Origin of the sequence: Pseudothermotoga sp., from assembly GCF_031962025.1 — a bacterium.
In the GTDB taxonomy this organism is placed as follows: Bacteria; Thermotogota; Thermotogae; order Thermotogales; family DSM-5069; genus Pseudothermotoga_B.
This window is the reverse complement of record NZ_JAVRKW010000004.1, coordinates 96986-115305: the sequence shown is the minus strand read 5'-3', so window position 1 is coordinate 115305 and position 18320 is coordinate 96986. Positions and strand designations below refer to the sequence as shown.

Here is an 18320-nt window from a genome sequence, read left to right as displayed (position 1 = left end):
CATCAAGAAAAACCCCCCAAGCTCTGGGGGGCATCTTTTGGAGCGGGCGACGGGTTTCGAACCCGCGACCTTCTGCTTGGCAAGCAGACGCTCTACCGCTGAGCTACGCCCGCAATCTGGTGCGAGAGGTGGGACTTGAACCCACACGAACTCATCGTCCACTGGATTCTAAGTCCAGCGCGTCTGCCAGTTCCGCCACTCTCGCTCTGGTGACCCGCCCGGGACTCGAACCCGGGACCCCCTGATTAAAAGTCAGGTGCTCTTCCGGCTGAGCTAGCGGGTCGTCCAAGCGACAGTGCATTTTGATGATATCATACCGCTTTATATTTTTCAAGTACCAAATCGATGTCTGGGAAGTTTTAACAGTTTCATAAACTCTTCTTCCATTTTCTGTGAATCCAAAAGCAGTTTTTCTCTGATATCTATTGGCTTTTCAATCAATTTTGAGATCGCTATGATTATACTGCCTGTCTCTTCACTGACATACCCTTCGTACTTGGGCAGGTACTTTCTCATGAATCTTGTTGCCTTTGAATTGTTCATGGCAATGAACGGCACTCCAAAATACGCCGAGATAAGACAGCCATGCATTCTTTGAGAAATCACCATCGAAGAAGAAGCTATGGTGCCAATTGGGTCATTGGACAGTTCAAGTTCTGGATATTTTTTCAAAAGATCAATGGAAAGCTTTTCATCCTGCGGACTGAGCGGTGCCAGAACGAATTTTTCAATTCCCATGTATTTGAGAAAATTCAGTATTTCAGAAAGCTCTATTGATGATTTCAAGCAGAAAGCCACCTGGCGTTTTTTCTCAAAACCATTTGGGATCTTTTCAAGCGCCATAACAGCCAGATCTGTCCCCTCGTAGACGTTTTTGCTGAACCTTCTGGCATACCTTGCGCTGACGCCGTCCCTCGGTATGAAAAAAACCTTCCTATGAGAAAGCATGTGCCTGAGGATCTTACTTGAAAACTTTCGCTTGATTGGACCTATGCTGTTAGCAAGCAGTATCACTGGTTTACCGAGCAGTGTCGAGAGTATCACTATCGAAGAATAATAAACAAAACTCCTCAGACTTGTTTGATCCTGAAATATGCCTCCTCCACCGCATATCACATAATCAGAGTGCAGTATGGCATTAAGAATACTTATAGGATCAAACCTGTTGACAGGATGAACATATTTTTGTTTGTAGTCTTTTATTCTGTGTTTTGGGACAAGAAGATACACTCTGTCAAAGCGAGCTTTTCTGAGTAAATCAATGGTTGCCTGGCAGAGCAGTTCATCTCCAAGGTTATCGTATCCGTAGTATCCAAAAACTAAAGCGCTTTTCAAGGAAAAACATCCCTCTCCGAAGAATGATACATTGAGATTATACCAAATGGGAGGATTTTGATGATTCAAAAGATCAATGAAAGGGTTTTTGTTATAGGTGCGGAAGGATCTGCAAATGTCGTTGTGGTTGTACAGCCAAAAGGCGCAATCATTGTAGATACATCGTTGTTCGCAGAAAAATCTCAGAAGATTCGTGAGTTTGTTGAGAACTTGCTCAAGAAAGATATTCTCTTTTTGGTGAACACACATTATCATCCCGATCACACCTTCGGCAATCTTGTTTTCCAGGACAAACAAATAATTTCTTCAAGCCTGACGCGCGAAAAAATGATGCTCATGGACGAACAGTACCTGAAAGACCTACCTTTGTCCGGCAAACTTGTACCGGCTTCAGTCACATTCGAAGACGAATACAGGCAGGATCAGGTACTGATCAAAAGAGTGGGTGGGCATACGCCAGATTCTTCGATAGTGTTCTTCGAACAGGAGAGAATCTTAATAACCGGTGATCTTGTCTTCAACGGTTTTCATGCTGAAATTGTACAGGACAGCGATCTGGAACTGTGGTTGAATGCCCTTGAAGAGCTGAAAAAATACAGGGCTGATCTGATCATACCCGGTCATGGAAATTTCTCCGACAAAAGCTGTTTAGATCTGATGATAAAGTATCTCACAAAAATTCAGCGCCTTGTTGAAGGAACTATTACCTACGCAGAGATATTATCCGACCAGAATTTCTCAAAAAGGGGGTTCCCGGAACTGTTTTCCTGGGGGCTTGAGAATCTGATGGTTCAGCGTGCAAAGTAAAAGTACTTATCAACATCAGCATTTAAAGACATTTTGTTGATCTTCACCTTTATGTATTCGCTTTCATCCTTACTGGTTATCATTAGTTCCTGAATAAAGCCATTTTTTATTTTCATTTTGAAAACAACAGGGTCCTTGGATTTTCCAGCAACAAGAGCAGTCGGGCTTACTGTTACGGTATCACCATCGAAACTGGTTACTACGACCGGCGTTTGTATTATTTTCAAAATATTCTGAAAAAACTCTATGAAATTGGTTATGGGTACCTCTATATTTTCCATGTCCAGATATCCGGGAAATGCGGAATAGAGTCGTTTGGTTCTGGAGATGTATGCAAAAGACAGCTGAGAAATGACAGATGGTTCTTTTATCAATAAATAAAAGTCTTCAAGGTTTCTTATGGCAAGATCGCCGCTGATAGAAGATTCCTGAAACTTTTCCTGGTTTTTTACACGCATCAACAGTTCAAATTCAACGAAAATATCTCTAACACCGGCTATGTTCTCAACAAGATCCAGAACGGGATTTGCGATAACTGTCAGTGCGAAAAACGATATTACAAATACCACTGTTTTTCTCATCAGACGCCGTTCGTCTCCCTTATAGAATATATCCTCTGTTTTGGACTGACTATCTCTGTTATTCTAACACCAAAATTCTCATCGATTACAACAACCTCTCCTCTTGCTATGAGCCTGCCGTTGACCAGTATATCGACCGGTTCGCCGGTGAGCTTGTCAAGTTCTATTAAAGAACCAATATTCATCTCAAGAACCTGTTTTAGAGTCATCTTAGCGCGTCCAAGTTCGACCACAACCTTTAAAGGTACATCTAAGAGCAACTCCAATTTACCTGAAAGCTCCGATGATGGTGTAACTGTGCTCTGCTGCTGACTGAGCTCCTGAAACTGAACTGGCTGTACCTTAACCTTCGCCTCTTCTTTCTTTGGCTTAGCCGGCTCACTTTTTTGAATTTGAGGATGGATGGTTTCGTAGATATCCTTGAAAAACGACAGCGTTGATAGTAAAAACATCGTTGAAGATTTGCCATTTTCAATTTCAACATCATAAGTGACACATGTTAATATCTGCGCCGGGTTGAAAACCAGCTGTGGTTCGGAGCCTTTTTTCAAAAGATTGACCTTCATGTTTGCAATTGATACTTTTTTCTTTGTCTTCTCTGAGAGTGAAGTAGTTGCAGCACCCATCATTTGATTCATAGTCTCTGTTATCGCACTGATTCTCACTTCATCCAGTTCAAAGCTCTCTGGCTCACCTGAACCACCCATCATCATATCGGCTATGCGAGCACCAAGGGACTGTGGGAACAGAAATAGAAGATCACCTTTTACTCCATCGGCAAATTCTATTTCAGCGCTGACCATGTCTTCCTGAATAGATTCGAGCAGATCTTTCAACGCTTTGCTTGATATCTCTTTTAGGGAAAATTTCACTTCTCTGCCAATTACAATTCCAAGCGCCACAACAGACGAATTCATTATCGTATCACATATCTCAATTACTTTCTTTTTATCATCTTCGCTGAGATCCTCACTCAGGTTCTTTAAAAGTTCGTTCAGCTCATCCTGCGTGAGAAAGTCACTGTTCATCTTCTTCCACCTCCGGCTTTAGAATTTTGGTTACTTTCACAGCTCTGTGTCCCTTGAAAGTTCCCGGTTGAGCCATGAACTTTGCCTTTTGCTGTACTTCAACCACTATCTGGTCATCTTTATGCGTTTTCAATCTTATTACATCGCCCACTTCAAGATCCAGTATCTCTTTTACGGTCAACGTGGTTTCACCCAGGATCGCCGACAGAGTCACATTCATTGTTTTGATATTTTGCTTTAAATCCTCAATCATTTTCTCGGAGATTTGTTCGCGTTTTGTGGTAAACCAGCTTCTTGAGGTCAACCTATCCATGAAAGGTTCTGTCAGTGAAGAGGGCCAGCACACGTTCAGAAACCCCTCTGTTTTGCCTATGGTAACAAATAAAGACACCAGGAGTACCATTTCGTTTGGAGGAGCGATCTGCACAAACTGGGGATTGTTTTCAATACTCTCAATACTCGGGACAAAGTGGTAAACTTCACTCCAGGCTTGAGCGAGATTGGTCAGTATGTTGATGATCTCTTTTCTCATTATGGATGTCTCTATATCCGACGGTGTGCGTTTCACGTGCGGAATACCTGGACCACCCAGAATCAGATCCAGTATTGTGTAGAAAACCTCAAGATTCATCTCCATAATTGCATTTCCGACAAATTCAGGTGCAGTGAACACCACTATGAAAGATGGTGTTGGTAGAGACCTTATGAATTCTTCGTATGATATTTGATCTATACTTGCAAGATTGATATTTGTGAAAGTTCGAACTCTTCCGGAAAGATATGTAGAAACAGATCTTGCGAAGTTTTCATGGATCATATCAAAGACTCTGATGTGCTCTTTGGAAAACTTGCTTGGTCTTCTAAAATCGTATGGTTTTACCTTTTTTTCCTCTTCTTTTTTGATCTCTTCTATCGATACTTCACCGGAACTGACTGCCTGCAAAAGCCTATCTATTTCTTCTTGGCTCAGAACATCTGTCACGCCATCACCCCTCATTCAACAGAACTGATGGCTTTGATATAAAGGTAAACTCCAACCACGCCAAGTCTTTCCTTGTCTCCGGTAAAACCTGTAATTTCATTCACCATCGCTCTGATTTGCTTTTTAAGAAGTTCGATGCCGGCGGCTGTGTTCAGTTCAGATTTTTCCTTACTGAGAAAAATGAGCATCAAGCCGTCCATAATTTGATCATTCTTGTTTGCAATTTCTGCCCTGCAGGCATCGCTTGCCACCGTGAAGGTCAGCGAATCGATCACCACTACATCCTTACCACCTTTTAGCATAAAGGTTGTGTAGGTTCCAGGTTGTATGAGAACAGCCTTTATTTCAACAGGAGTTGTTGCCGTTGCGGTTTGGTCTTTTTTTGGAGTCAAATTCGTGCCAAGAATCATTACAGTCGCTATCGTCGCCCCAACAGCGACGACGGCTGGAATGAGAATCATCATCAACAAACCACCAAGATTTCTTTTTTTCTTTTCTTCTTCTTCTGCCATATAATCACCTACTTTGCCTTTTCTCTTTTTATAAGTATATCAATCCTTCTATACTCATTTCTCAACTGCACCAATCGCTTTGAGTACTGACTGCTCAAATCAGCCAGAGTCTGATCGTATGTTTTCTGATCGATTTGACCCTGTTGATACTTCATTGCGGCAAGTTGTTTTTCACTGTCTATATAATTTTGCAGTGCTTCTATCTCTTTTTTTATCGGCCATTCTCCCATACCTATTGGATAGAATCTTTGCTGGTCGTAGAAATACTCTGGATCAAACCTGCCCGATCTGATATCTGCCAATCTTTCTATGGACCTGCGCTTTTTCAGCTCTTCTGTGAAAAACTGTACAACACTCGATGCCCTTGCCGTGCTCAAATGCCAGTTGGATGCGTAGATAGAATCTTCTAAAACAGGTTGATCATCAGTATAGCCATAAATCTGAAGAACATTAGTTGTGTGCTCTATCACAATTGAACCAATTCGCCCCAACAATTCTTTCGCTTCTGTGGTCAATTTCGCCGTACCTGGTGCGAAAAATGCCATGTCCTGCATGATTATAACTGTTCCTTCATCCCTTTCCTGAATGGTTATCTTGCCTTTGTACTCTTCGGCAATCCTTATCAGTTCCTGATACACTCCCCTCTGGGAAGTTATCAGTGGCTCTTCTGAAAGACTTTTTCCACCTGTTAAAACACTTGGAGGCATACCTGTCAAAGCCGATCTTATTCCAACCGCCACCTGTTGAAACTTCCCGGGACTTATGGTAGCCATTGAAAACAGCAAAACGAAAAAAGTCAAAAGCAGGGTCACCATATCGCCGTATGTTGTGAGCCAGCTACCTTTTGGCGCCTCAGGTTGTTTTTTTCTTCTTGGCATTAAGCGGTTGCCTCCCCAGTAGCCGCTTCATAAGCTGCCTTTTCCTGAATGCTCAAGAACGATTTGAGTTTTTCTTCCAGGACTCTTGGGTTTTCTCCTGCTTGAATTGAAAGAACACCCTCTAAAATCATCTGTTTTTGTCTCAAAATTTTGGTGGCTCTGCGTCCTATTTTTTCTCCCATCGGCAAAAATATACTGTTTGAAAGAATGGAGCCATAAAAAGTCGTTATCAATGCAACAGACATACCAGGTCCAAGTGTTTCAGGGTTGTTCAAGGTCTTGAGCATGGCTATCAAACCTATGAGTGTTCCGATCATTCCATAAGCCGGTGCAAAAGCTCCGGCAGAATCCATCAGGGCTTTTTCCGCCGCAAAATCTTCCTCAATCAAATCCATCTCTGTTTCCATCATACTTCTCAAAAGATCTGGATCTGTTCCATCGATCACAAGCTGGACTGCTTTTTTCATGAACGGATCATCTATCTCGTTCAGGTTTTCTTCTAAGGACAGCAACCCTTCACGCCGTGCCTTTTCTGAAAAAGACACGAGTGTTCTGACAAGTCCTATGTTGTCGACCTTTGGTTCCTTAACAGTTGACAGCATGACCTGAATGATCTTAAAACTCTTCTCTTTTGGATGTGAAGCGATGGTGGAAGCCAGTGCTCCACCAACTGTTATGAAAAGCGATGGCAAATTGTAGTAGGTCATCAAAGAAGACTGGTTTGAGATAATTCCAAAAGCGATCATTCCAAATGCCAGACCAATTCCAAGTATTGTCGAAATATCCATCTAATCACCTACCTGCTGATGAGGTAAGTATTTTAGAAGATCAAGCACAGGATATGCCTGCTTTTTGTATTCTATCACCTTTGAAATAACTTCTTCGACTCTTTCCTGAACTATGTACTTTCTGCCGTTGAACAGCGTGATAGTCGTGTCTGGCAATGCTTCAATCGATTCGATCATCTCGGCGTTCAAAACAAATTGCCTACCACGTAAGTGCGTGAGCCATATCATTCAATATCACCTTATCTTCTCAACGCGACAAGTTCACCCAGGATCGTATCTGCCGTTGTTATCACCCTTGCATTCGCCTGAAAGCCACGCTGGGCTATGATCATCTTTGTGAATTCTTCTGCAAGATCAACATTTGACATTTCAAGAGCACCCGGTATCAGTGTACCTCTTCCTCCGCTTCCAGCAGTTCCAATCTGTGCAAGACCGCTGTTTGAAGATACAGTGTACAGAGAATTACCTATGTCTGTAAGACCTGCCGGGTTGTTGAAAACTGCAAGAGCTATCTGACCAAGAATATCTGTCAAGCCGTTACTGAATGTTCCTATGATTTCACCATTTTCGTTTATTGCAAAAGACTGAAGTGTTCCAAGCGCGTTGCCATTTTGATAAGTAAAAGCAGCAGAATTACTTCCAGAAAACTGAGTCAGTGAAGAAAAATCAATTGTCGCAGTAACATTGCTATCACCGCGGTGAGATGCAGAAAAACTGATCGTTCTAAGTTCGGTATTACCAACTGTAAGGCTATTGCCATCCCATGTAATTCCATACATGCCGCTGATTCTTCCAGATTCGTTGAAGTTGATAATTCCACCAACATAATCGTTTGTTCCATCACCGCTCTGGCTGTTTGCATCAAGATATGTTATTGGCTCACCGCTTGCCGTATAAGCTCTCCACACCCAGGCGTTTTTCATATCACCAAATTCACCTATTCTTGTGAACTCCAGATAGACTGAATAGGGATTACCAAGTGAGTCATACATCTGAACTGCTGTTACGTACTTTGGACTTGAATAAGAAAGCACGTTGTAATTTGATGGATTGTCTGATTCATAAAACCTCGCTTCACCGGCTGTTGGAATTGAGATATTTGCACCATCAGCAACGGTGAATTCATCACCAGCTGAAAAAATTATAGTATATTCCTTATCCTTAACAATATCACTATCGCTTATTGTGAAATTTCCACCAGTTACTTGTACACTGCCACTGTAAATCACTTTGCCATTTTCGTCAAGCACAACTGTATAATAATCTCCATCATTTGGAACAGTACCTGATTGTATATCACCTTGCGTGAGCTGACCATCTGCAGTAGCTGTGGCATTTAATGATCTGTAAACTCCAGATTCATCTACATTACCGTACTGGTTCATGACTATGTATCCTATGGCTAAAACATTGTTGTTCTTATCATAAGCTGTCCATGTGTAGCTCTGTTTGGTTGAAAATGGATCTGTCTGTCTGACGAAATCACCGTCGGTTTTTGAAAAGACAAATCTCACAGAATGTTCATTTCCATCTTTATCGGTAACTGTCATTGAGAATGGTGTTGGTCCAACAGAAGAACTGAGATTTCCTCCCATTGCCGCGTTGGTCGTCGCATTTGCGGGCATTGTCATTCCGGCGCTTATTATGATATCTCCAATTGGTCTGTTGGTGTCGACATATCTTGTACCGGTGGCTGGATCCTGTATTGCTCTCCAGCCCTGAACTTTAAAGCCGGTGGAACTCTGTATAAGTGTACCATTTGAGTCAACGGTCAGCGATCCAGCTCGAGTGTAATAGTACTGAGAGCCGTTGCTCAAAACGAAAAACCCATCACCCTGAATGGCAAGATCTGTTTTATTTCCGGTGTTTTCGAAAGAGCCCTGAGACATTATTTTATCAATCGTGGCAAGCTGTGATCCCAGACCAATTTGAATTGCATTCGTACCGCCTATGTTGTTCTGAGGACTTCTCGCGGCTTTTAGAGTTTGAGAAAGCGCCGTTTGAAAGGTGACACGGGACCCTTTAAAACCCACTGTGTTCACATTTGCTATGTTGTTGCCGACAACATCGATCTCGTACTGGAAATTTTTCATTCCAGCAACACCGCTGAACATAGATCGCATCATGTGTTATCACCCTCCTGTAAAATTTCAACGATTGAAGCAAGCGGATATTCTTTGGAGTTTATGTACACATAGATCTGGTTGTTTTTGAATTTCACCGACTCTATCTTTCCGCTTTCCACTCCACCTATCTCTGTTTCACTGCCGTCCGGGTTGATTTTTGAAACAGTATAGCTGTAAGTACCATCCGGCACAGGCAAGCCGCTGTTGTCTCTTGCATCCCATACGTATGCATGTGCTCCCGCATCAAGAGAACCTGAAGTGGCTTCTTTCACCAGATTCCCGTTTGAATCGTAGATACGTACAACCACAGGTGCGGCTTGGTCCAATTCAAAGACTATGCTCTCTGCCGAACCGTTTTTCACGGCTATCTGGTTTGTCTGGACAACGGCGTATTTTCCTATCAACGATGCGGACTGAGCCTGAAGCGCTCCCTTCTGAAGTGCCAGAAAATCCTGTATGGATTGTGTCATGTTCGTTATCTGTTCCAGCGTAGAAAATTGTGTGAGCTGAGCGATGAAATCTTTGTTATCCATCGGATCAAGCGGGTTCTGGTTTTTCAGCTCGGTGATCAACAAAAGCAGAAAAGCCTGTTTGTCCAGTTTATTGCTTGCCGTTCTTTGAGTTGTTGTGTAATTTGAATAAGAATAATCAATCGCGTTGATCATCTTCATTCACCTCCTTTTGCTGTTGCTTTTTCTGTCTTTTTTCATGCTGACTATCCTGTTGTTGATCTTTGCTCAATTGATCTTCTTGTGTTTTCTGCGATATCTTCACTTCTACCTGCTCAACTTTGAAACCAAGTGTGTTCAACCTTGAGATGAGGTCTTTGGAGCTCTTCTCGAGCATTTCTCTGGTTTCATCTGTTGCAACTTTCAGGGTGATCAACAGTTTATCCTGCTGTTTAACAATTTCAATCTCAACCTTTCCAAGATTTGGCGGTGTCAGATCCACTGTTGCCTTCTGCGTTAAGCCATCCTGCATCTGTTTTATCGTTTCAGCGATGGTCTGGATATTGGAACTCTTTTGTTCCTGTTCCACACGCACTATTACAGAATCGATGCTTTTGTCCAGTTGCTGATGGTTCTGCGGTATCTTTTCATTTTCATTTTCGTATGTCTTATGGGCAAGTTTTGTATTCAAAAGCTCTTTAACCTGTTCAGTTTGCTCTAATTTTTCCATCTGCGGCTGCTGAATGATCTGAGCTGTTTCTTTTTTCAGATCTCTTGCTATCTCGAGTTTGAAGTTCTCTATCTTTATCGGCTGAGATGTCTTGAGTTGATCTGGCAGTTCCCTTTTGATCTGCCTGAACTGCGTGAATTCACTGGTGCTGTCTCTAATCTGAACAATCGCATTTTTAACGATGAGCTGAGCTTGCCTGACTGTCACAGACGTCTGAGGCTGGATTGATCGATCTGACTTTTTACTCGATACTACATTTTCAGCAAGTACACCGTGCGAAATGTTCTGTGTTGAAAGGTTTTTCAGTTTCTGGGTGCTTTCAGCCGCTGTCTGAACATTTGAAACAGGATAATCAATGACGCTTTTTATCCCAAGTTGATCGTGAGTTTCAACAGATTTTGTTTGCCCTGATCCTTTATTTTTTTGCTCCTGAACGGGTTTTACATCAACCTGCAAAACGATCTTATCCCATTTGCCATCCACGTTCTTTGCCTGGTTTTCCTGCTGTGTATCGGTTTTTTGCACAGCAGGTTTCACAGGCACATCCTGCACAGATGTGTGCACTTTGTCCTGCAAAAATGCAGTTTCATTCACCTGTTTCTGTGTACTCACAGTTTTTTGTTCTGTGTTTATGGTATTTTGAAAATTCTGGTCAGTCTGGAAATTTTTTTGATTTTTTGCATTTGTGGCCTTTTGTTCTGTGTTCAGGGTATTTTGAAAGTTTTCAATTTGAGTTTTTTGGCTTTGTGTACTGGCAGCTTTTTGTTCTGCTGGTTTTACAATGCCTTTTTGAATATCTTGGGTTTGAACTTTTTGATCCTGCGTGCTCGCAGTCTTTTTTTCTGTCAGTTTTACGGTACTTTGAATATCCTCGTTAGCCTGAGTTTTCTGGTTTTGTGTGTTTATAGTTTTTTGTTCTGTGCTTATGGTATTTTGAAGATTCTGGTCAGTCTGGAAATTTTTTTGATTTTTTGCATTTGTGGTCTTTTGTTCTGTGTTTATGGTATTTTGAAAGTTTTCAACTTGAGTTTTTTGGTTTTGTGTGCTGGCAGCTTTTTGTTCTGCTGGTTTTACAATACCTTTTTGAATATCTTGGGTTTGAACTTTTTGATCCTGCGTGCTCGCAGTCTTTTTTTCTGTCAGTTTTATAGTACTTTGAATATTCTCGTTAGCTTGAATTTTCTGGTTTTGCGTGTTTATGGTCTTTTGTTGTGTGTTTATGGTATTTTGAAGATCCTGGCTGGTTTGAGCGGTGTGTTCAACGACTTTTTTGAGAGTCTGAAAATCTTTTTGATTTTGCATGTTTAGAGAAGGTTTGTCGTTCATTTGATCTGACTTTGTAAGGCTTTGTTGATCTGATTTGACCGTTTGATTTTCCAACAGCTCTTTCTTATCAGAGGTCTGCCTGCTTTCAAAAAGCGACTGAACAGGCAGCTCGAGTTTTTGCGGGTTATTTTTCTGATCTGGCAACTGTACCTTGGCTGAAGTTGGCTGAACGGTGGATTTAGAATCCTTACTGGCTGTCTGGCTGGAATCGTTCACTTTGACAAAATCTGTTATGTTTCCCTGCTGCATCCTGGTCTTGACCAACTGCAGGATGGTCGCAAAAGACACCAAATTTGATGATTTTACCGGCTTTTGTTCTGTGAATTCATCATTGGAGGCTGGTCGAATTGTTATAGGTTCACCCCCTTTAACACCAATTTTTGAAACAGTTCTGGCTTTTGATCTTTCAACTTTTTCAGCAGTTCTTTTGATCTTTCTTCTTTGAGAGCTGAGAGTATCACCATCAAGGAATTTTCATCCAGTGTGAGCGAATCTATCATCTGCAGTATTTGTTCATCCGTGAACTGGTTTAAGAATTCCACTGAAAGGTCTTTGATGATTTTTGCATCGATCAGTGAAGACATCTCGCTTATTAACTGTTTTTGTCTTTCATCCAGTTGTTTTTGTTTTTCTTGCAGATTCTTGATAATTTCCTCAACAGAGGCTATTTTACTCATGACCTGCGCCGCCTTTGCCGGGTTTATCTTTCCAAGCTCAGCCAAAACATCCGCTCTCAGATCAGATGAGAGGTTTGTCAGAGCCGCGGCTATGGAATCAACCGTGTACGCATCGTTAGCCAGAACAGGGGCAATTGCCGCTGGATCAGCACTGGAAATCGTCTCGCTTATTTTTTTGATATCCTCGGGGTTTTGCAACCTCTTCAAATCCATTTCAACCTGAAGCAGTTTATCTTCCCAGCTTTTTCTCATCTGCAAAATCACTTTTCTCTGTTCCTGGAGTAATTTCATCTGTTCATCGGTCTGTGATTTTGCTTTTTTGGCTTCTTCGAGTATTTGCTGTGCTCTCAAAGAAGCTGTTTTTGATATGTCCTGAAAGTACTCCCAGGGTGAGAGTATCTCAAGTGGTTCGTACTTCACGTATTTGTTCACATAAGGAATCCTGGAAAGGAGAAAAGCAAAATAACTTTTCCAATCTTCAATTGGATTTGTGGCAAGACCTTTTATTCTATTGTATTCAAAAACAAAGTAGCCGTACACGAGTACCGTGAAGCTCACGAAAATAGCTATGATAATGACTTTCAAAAAGGCTTTCATTCTGCCTTTCTTTTTTTGCTTTTCCGCCAAATATTACCCTCCTGAGAAAATCTTTCTGCATATCGAGTGAGTACTCCTAAAATGGAAATGGTATAATTACTCAAACGGGGTTGAGTTACTCAAAGGGGGTTGAGTTATGTACTTTTCATTGACGCCAAAGAGCTGTAGGGAAAATCTTTATGATCGTGAAAAAGAACTGTCCAGACTCGTTGAGTACTCAAAAACAGGCAGAATAATTCTCATAACCGGTGTAAGAAGAATAGGTAAGACATCTGTGCTGAAAGTCTTTCTCAACCAGATGAAAGATCAGGGAAACTCAGCAGTTTTCATAGATTGCAGAATCTATGAAAAGATAAACAAATTCGACAGGATTTCTTTTGAGAAAAAACTCATGTCTGAGCTTGAGAATATTCTCCAAAAAAACAAATCGATCTTCAAAGTGCTCACAAAAATAAATCTGAGCGGTGTTGAGCTCAACTTCGAAAAACTCCAGAAAGATCTTTGTTTATCTGATTATCTTGAGCTGATAAACCAGGCAATGAAAAAGAAGAATTCAAAACTGTTCATCGCTTTTGATGAAGCTCAGGTGCTGAGATTTTACGGCAGAGGTGGAAAAGACCTGCTCAATCTAATGGCACACATATACGACAATCTCGAGAATATAATCGTTGTACTGACAGGTTCGGAAGTTGGTGTGTTGCACGATTTTTTGAACTTACAGGATGCGAATTCACCGCTTTTTGGAAGATACGTCCACGAAGTATCACTTGAAAGATTTGAAAGATTTCAATCCATACAGTTTCTTGTTGAAGGATTCAAACAAGTTGGCATAGAACCAGTGATTGAAAAGATCGAAAAAGCTGTTGATTTGCTGGATGGAATCACAGGCTATCTTTCAATGTATGGACATGTAGTCTATACAACCAGAAATTGGGAAAATGCCCTGAGAGAAACGGAGAAATCAGCCATAGAGATGGTTAAAAAAGAGCTTGATTCACTCAGGCTGAGATCTGAAAACTACATATTTGTACTGAAAGCCGTTTGCTCCGGTGCGGAAACTTTCAGTCAGATAAAGGATGTCATCACAGCCCGATTTGGTTCCATAACAGATCAAACGCTCAGCAACATTCTCACTTCGCTTCAAAAAATGGAATTTTTACAGATCAGCTATCAAGAAGGGAAAAAACTCTACAGCATAAGTGATCCGATGATTCAAAGAGCGCTCTTAGATCGGCATTAATTTAAATTTTAAAAGCACCGGTCAAAAACATGTACAGAAGTTTTATACCGCTTTCTGTGTACTCTGGAATTTTTGATGCAAACGACGAATAATAAATCCAGGCAGTCGAAAAGACAAAGCTTATTATGAAAGCAACGACTATGTTAGAAGCACGCGGTTTTTCTCTCAGTGAATTTATGGAATTTGCACCAGAAAACGCACTTATGAGCAGTGCACTTGAAAACAGTGCCGTTGCAATCGATATTCCAAGCACAAACCTTGAAAAAAACGCGATCAGTGAGAACGGAAAGATATACACAAGCCCATTCTCCAAGGCTTTTTTGACAGCCTTTTTCCCGTACTTTTCCTTCAGATCTCTGTTGAATGGCTTCAAAAACCAGATCAAAAACAGCCTGTACGCACCTCCAAAGAAAATGCCCATCGCTGTGCTGAACAGTGCGTTCAGAGCCGTCACATCTTTCAACGGTTTTGAGAAAACCACAAAACCAATCAAGCCAAAACCGACTATTCTGAAAAAAGCCTTCAAAGCTGAAAATTTCAGAATATTCTCGTTCAACAAAACCATCTCCTCAATCCTGCTGAGCTGTCAGCTCTGGACAGCCAAGAGCCCAGACAATCTCGTCTATCTGCTGTCTTGATGTGATTGTGGAAAGATCTGTACCTTTATTTAAAAGCTGAATTCTGAGCACATCATGAACGCCCGCATTGAGAAAAATCGTCGAAGAAACAGCCATCGTGCCGTTTTTCAGGTTGAAAACCTCAAGAAGAGAAACAGAATGAACCAAAAGGAAGTTTTTCGCAAAAATCATCGGTTCAAAATTGAAACTCAACTCTTCACTATCAAGCAGAACAGATTTTTTCACAAGTTCAGAAACCGTCGCTTTTAAATCAAAAGTCTTTGAAAAGTTGCTGAAGTTGTTCTGCAAAAAACTCATAAAACCATTTTTCATCGGTTTTTGGATATACTGCTCAAGTTCCTGAAATGAAAAAGAGTCTTTTGGCTGACCTATAGAAAGATAGCTCAACAGCTCCTGTTTTCTGTAAAGGTCAACCAGAGCCGCAAAAGTCATCAGTTCATCTGTGGACATCTGAAAAGATACAGTTGTTGTTTTCAGATCTGAGCCGCCGTAAAGGTCTATCAACTGACCCCTGACAGCTCTCAGATCGCTGTCTATGGAAAAGACAAAAACACCTTCGCTGTTCTGTGCAAGCACCGTCCTGCCGTCTTTCCAGTAACTGTATTTTTCAACCACCATGTAACCGACCTGCGCCACAAATCTGCAGACTCTTTCGGGCACGGAAATTATTCTCAAAAATTCGTCCATTCCAATGACAAAGCCTTTCTCATCAAGAACACCTTTTTTGATCAGAGATTTTTCTTCATCTCCCTTTAATGGAACATTGATATTTGAAAAAAGTCCTATCTCGTTCTTTTCTTTGAGCATCTTTCCAAGATAGCTGATCTCTTCTAAAGTGAGCCTCATCGAAAACTCCCCTTTCAATCGCCGCTTATCCAGGGTTTTACGTACATTTCAGAAGTGAATGCGGCTGCCGTTTTTGTCCCCTGTAGTTTGATCTCTCTGACTATTTTGCCGCTGACCAATCCAGAAATATCTTTACCAGAAGACGATGTCAGCAAACCAACGTTCTTGCTCGATCCAGTAGGAATCATCAGATTTGACATCTCAGGGTTCCACCATTTGGATTTAAAACTGCTCACATCATCGCCATAGCCTTTTCCACCTATGGTCTTTGCAAAGGCTTCAAAAGAGTTGCTTACACCTGATTCAACGAGCTTTTTGCCAAATCCTTTCCAGCCTTCATCCACTCCGCCGCCGATCGCGGCACCTGCCGTTTTGAACGCCGCTTCTTTCCATGGAGAAGAAAATGGTATGAAATCACTTGCTATATCAGCTCCTGTCTCAATGGCTTTGCCGAATGTTATACCTTTTCCATCTTCGTCCGGCACGAACGCCTTGGCTGCCTTGTAAACAGCTCTCACAGATTTTCCGTATACACCTGTGCAGGCAGCAAGACCGTCGATTGCGTTGTCTGCAATTATCTGAGTACCTTTTGCAACTTTGTACGCACTGTCATACCAGTCAGCGTTATTTTTGAATTTCTGGAAGGCTCCCAGATTTTCATCTATATCTTTTGATATATGCTCTCTTAGATTTTGTCTACTCACACCGTATTTTTTCTCAAGATTTTGTATGTATTTTTCCTTCTCGCTTGGCTCTGATTCTATCCTGGTTGGTTCCATCATCTTTTCTCTTTGTTTTTCTATCCATGCTCTGTCTTTTTCCAGATTTGGAAGAACGATTTTCTCATAAACTTCCCAGTTGAACAGGTTCCCGTCCTCTGTTATCCACTGATCTGTTTCTGGATCGTACGTTACCTCTTTGGTTCTTCCTGTGTGATCAGCAACCACGGTGAGAGTGACCGGTGCAGGCTGTTTTGTCTGTTCCTGTGGCTGTTCCTGCCTGGGTTCAGAAGTTTCTTTTTGAACTTCCTGTTGAGCTTCTTCATAGGTTTGTTCAGGTTCTTGCTGTTCTTCTTCAAATTCCTCTTCTTCAAATTCTTCTTCAACAGGTTCAGAAGCTTCCTGCGAGACAGAAGACGAATCTTTAGCTGCTTCTCTTGCTGCCGCCCTGCGTGCTGCTCCTCTTGCCGCGCGCGTGTAGTCAGCAAACACCTGTGAAACTCCACCCGGTTTTGGTTTTAAAAGCTCCTGCAGTGCATAGCCAATGGCTGCTATCAATGGTGGGAAAAGCAAACCTGTTGCAGCTTGCTCTGCAGAGCCCGGTCCTGGTATGTTTCCAGCGCTTGCAAAATTTTTGCTCATCGCGTTGATGACAAAAGCCGGTAGTTTTTCCAATACTCTGTACCCATCACCGCTGATTACATAGTCATTAATATCAGTTCCAAGGTGCGGATCATATGTCCTCAAATATTTCGCACTGCCTGATATAGTCACACCGGGTGCGAGCCCCGGACGGGTGCTGAAGGTCATCACCACAAGCGCGTTTGCCTCCCCGAATATGAATCTGTTCACGATAGGCATGTTTGTGAAGTTAAACCGCAAAGAAAACCTGCATTTCACAGATTCTTTTGATCTTTCAACTATCTCACATGCCTGAGAAAATGGAAAGACCTGTCCTTCATAGCTCGCACTGATCTTTCTTCCTGTCTGTTCCTGCAAGATGTTCACAACCTCTGCAAGATCTATCTTTCCAACCAGCTCGATGAAATCACCGTGATCTATCAATCCAACTTCAAACAGTTTCACATCGAGTGTTGTCTTTTCAGACGCACCCTTCAGAGTTCTCACCCTTGTGACCTTGAAATTCATCTTGTAAGTCCCCGTGAAATCAAAATACTCGAACGACTTCAGTGCGTATATGGGTCTGCCGTCTCTGTCGTAGTTGATCGCAGATTCATCTGACATTCTCACCGTGTAGGTATCTGGCTTTAAAGCAACCATAGGCTCAAAGAAGATGATCATGTTTTCATCATCCAGCTCTTTGACATAATAAGGACCATAGGATCTGTTGCTCTTATCGTAAATGACGATGAAAGTTTTCGGCAGATCAACTGGCTTTGAGATCAGATCTATCGCCATCTGCTCGATCAGGATACCCTCTTCTATGGTGAACTGTATGGGTTTTTTCTGGCTCTGCGGTATGGTACCAAGTTTTTGAGCTGGTTTATTTTCTAAAAGCGTGCTTTGACCAGCCACGATCGATTCTTCTTCGTCGTTTTGCTTCAAAGAAGATTTGTAAAGCTCAGCATCGATCCCCGTTACAACCACGGCTGGACCAGTGATGGGATCGTGAATCAGAATCGATGGATCTGAAAATTTGATCACATAACTGCCTTTTTTCAAAACGATTTCTGTGTCAGGCTCGAAAATGTATTCACCGCCCTCCATCCTGGCAGTCTGATAAGGTCCAAAGGTTTTTCCTTGACCCTCTATGGTTATTTTCTGGCTCTTTGCATCCTCACATGCAAGGTAGACAGACCTCAGGACAATGTCAGAATCGATGCTGAAACTCACAGAATCCTTTCGCTGTTCAGGTATGACGCGCAGTAAATCGATACCGCCCTCGTGCCTGATCACAAGAATCTGTTTTCCTTCAAAATCCTGCTGGTCTATCAACCAGCTACCGCTTTTGAAGATGACTTTTTCGTACACCTGATTTGCGAAAAAACTGACAGTGATTGTAAAAAAAAGTAATGTGAGTAATTTTTTCAGAAAAATCAC

The 18320-nt window shown here is 41.8% G+C and carries 17 protein-coding genes and 3 tRNA genes; 2 read left to right on the top strand and 18 right to left on the bottom strand.

Annotated features, from left to right (window positions below; translation table 11 throughout):
• Positions 1-38: 38 nt before the first annotated feature.
• The 4 genes from AC4E92_RS04920 to AC4E92_RS04905 form a co-directional block, all read right to left on the bottom strand.
• Positions 39-113 (bottom strand) — tRNA-Gly (locus AC4E92_RS04920).
• Positions 114-117: 4 nt separating this feature from the next.
• Positions 118-205: transfer RNA gene (locus AC4E92_RS04915), tRNA-Leu, on the bottom strand.
• Between the two features lie 2 nt (positions 206-207).
• Positions 208-283: transfer RNA gene (locus AC4E92_RS04910), tRNA-Lys, on the bottom strand.
• A 47-nt stretch (positions 284-330) separates the two neighbouring features.
• Positions 331-1335 (bottom strand): polysaccharide pyruvyl transferase family protein, encoded by a 1005-nt coding sequence (locus AC4E92_RS04905; RefSeq protein ID WP_490239477.1) that lies wholly within the window; start codon positions 1333-1335, stop codon positions 331-333.
• A gap of 60 nt (positions 1336-1395) precedes the next feature.
• Here AC4E92_RS04905 and AC4E92_RS04900 point away from each other — a divergent pair, with 60 nt between their 5' ends.
• A complete protein-coding gene (locus AC4E92_RS04900; RefSeq protein WP_490239476.1) occupies positions 1396-2142 on the top strand; it encodes an MBL fold metallo-hydrolase in 747 nt (248 codons plus the stop codon).
• Here the strand turns inward: AC4E92_RS04900 and AC4E92_RS04895 are convergent.
• From AC4E92_RS04895 to AC4E92_RS04845, 11 genes are all read right to left on the bottom strand, one after another.
• Positions 2127-2723, bottom strand: a complete 597-nt coding sequence (locus AC4E92_RS04895; protein ID WP_490239475.1) for a hypothetical protein — start codon at positions 2721-2723, stop codon at positions 2127-2129. The two genes, AC4E92_RS04900 and AC4E92_RS04895, sit on opposite strands and share 16 nt — an antisense overlap.
• Positions 2723-3751, bottom strand: a complete 1029-nt coding sequence (gene fliN, locus AC4E92_RS04890) for a flagellar motor switch protein FliN (RefSeq protein ID WP_490239474.1) — start codon at positions 3749-3751, stop codon at positions 2723-2725. The genes AC4E92_RS04895 and fliN overlap by 1 nt, the downstream gene beginning before the upstream one ends.
• Positions 3741-4733, bottom strand: a complete 993-nt coding sequence (gene fliM, locus AC4E92_RS04885) for a flagellar motor switch protein FliM (RefSeq protein ID WP_490239473.1) — start codon at positions 4731-4733, stop codon at positions 3741-3743. The genes fliN and fliM overlap by 11 nt, the downstream gene beginning before the upstream one ends.
• Before the next feature lie 11 nt (positions 4734-4744).
• Positions 4745-5245, bottom strand: a complete 501-nt coding sequence (locus tag AC4E92_RS04880; RefSeq protein WP_490239472.1) for a flagellar basal body-associated FliL family protein — start codon at positions 5243-5245, stop codon at positions 4745-4747.
• A gap of 8 nt (positions 5246-5253) precedes the next feature.
• A complete protein-coding gene (locus AC4E92_RS04875) occupies positions 5254-6123 on the bottom strand; it encodes a flagellar motor protein MotB (protein WP_490239471.1) in 870 nt (289 codons plus the stop codon).
• Positions 6123-6911 carry a motility protein A gene (locus AC4E92_RS04870; protein WP_490239470.1) on the bottom strand — a complete coding sequence of 263 codons (789 nt, stop codon included), beginning with the start codon at positions 6909-6911 and terminating at the stop codon, positions 6123-6125. The genes AC4E92_RS04875 and AC4E92_RS04870 overlap by 1 nt, the downstream gene beginning before the upstream one ends.
• Positions 6912-7139 (bottom strand): flagellar FlbD family protein, encoded by a 228-nt coding sequence (locus tag AC4E92_RS04865; protein ID WP_490239469.1) that lies wholly within the window; start codon positions 7137-7139, stop codon positions 6912-6914.
• Between the two features lie 11 nt (positions 7140-7150).
• Positions 7151-9037 carry a flagellar hook protein FlgE gene (locus AC4E92_RS04860; RefSeq protein ID WP_490239468.1) on the bottom strand — a complete coding sequence of 629 codons (1887 nt, stop codon included), beginning with the start codon at positions 9035-9037 and terminating at the stop codon, positions 7151-7153.
• On the bottom strand, positions 9034-9702 hold the full coding sequence (locus AC4E92_RS04855; protein ID WP_490239467.1) for a flagellar hook assembly protein FlgD: 669 nt from the start codon (positions 9700-9702) through the stop codon (positions 9034-9036). The genes AC4E92_RS04860 and AC4E92_RS04855 overlap by 4 nt, the downstream gene beginning before the upstream one ends.
• On the bottom strand, positions 9686-11830 hold the full coding sequence (locus tag AC4E92_RS04850) for a flagellar hook-length control protein FliK (protein WP_490239532.1): 2145 nt from the start codon (positions 11828-11830) through the stop codon (positions 9686-9688). The genes AC4E92_RS04855 and AC4E92_RS04850 overlap by 17 nt, the downstream gene beginning before the upstream one ends.
• A 62-nt stretch (positions 11831-11892) precedes the next feature.
• Positions 11893-12846: a hypothetical protein gene (locus tag AC4E92_RS04845; protein WP_490239466.1), complete on the bottom strand. Its 954-nt coding sequence runs from the start codon at positions 12844-12846 to the stop codon at positions 11893-11895.
• A gap of 106 nt (positions 12847-12952) precedes the next feature.
• Between AC4E92_RS04845 and AC4E92_RS04840 the strand changes: the two genes are divergently transcribed.
• Positions 12953-14056 carry an AAA family ATPase gene (locus tag AC4E92_RS04840; RefSeq protein ID WP_490239465.1) on the top strand — a complete coding sequence of 368 codons (1104 nt, stop codon included), beginning with the start codon at positions 12953-12955 and terminating at the stop codon, positions 14054-14056.
• A 1-nt stretch (position 14057) separates the two neighbouring features.
• Here AC4E92_RS04840 and AC4E92_RS04835 read toward each other — a convergent pair whose 3' ends face one another.
• From AC4E92_RS04835 to AC4E92_RS04825, 3 genes are read right to left on the bottom strand one after another with little or no spacing between them, the layout of a single operon-like run.
• The gene (locus tag AC4E92_RS04835) at positions 14058-14612 is read right to left on the bottom strand and encodes a hypothetical protein (protein ID WP_490239464.1); all 555 of its coding nucleotides are present in this window, start codon (positions 14610-14612) and stop codon (positions 14058-14060) included.
• Positions 14613-14625: 13 nt separating this feature from the next.
• Positions 14626-15540, bottom strand: a complete 915-nt coding sequence (locus AC4E92_RS04830) for a hypothetical protein (protein ID WP_490239463.1) — start codon at positions 15538-15540, stop codon at positions 14626-14628.
• Between the two features lie 14 nt (positions 15541-15554).
• Positions 15555-18320, bottom strand: a complete 2766-nt coding sequence (locus AC4E92_RS04825) for a hypothetical protein (RefSeq protein WP_490239462.1) — start codon at positions 18318-18320, stop codon at positions 15555-15557.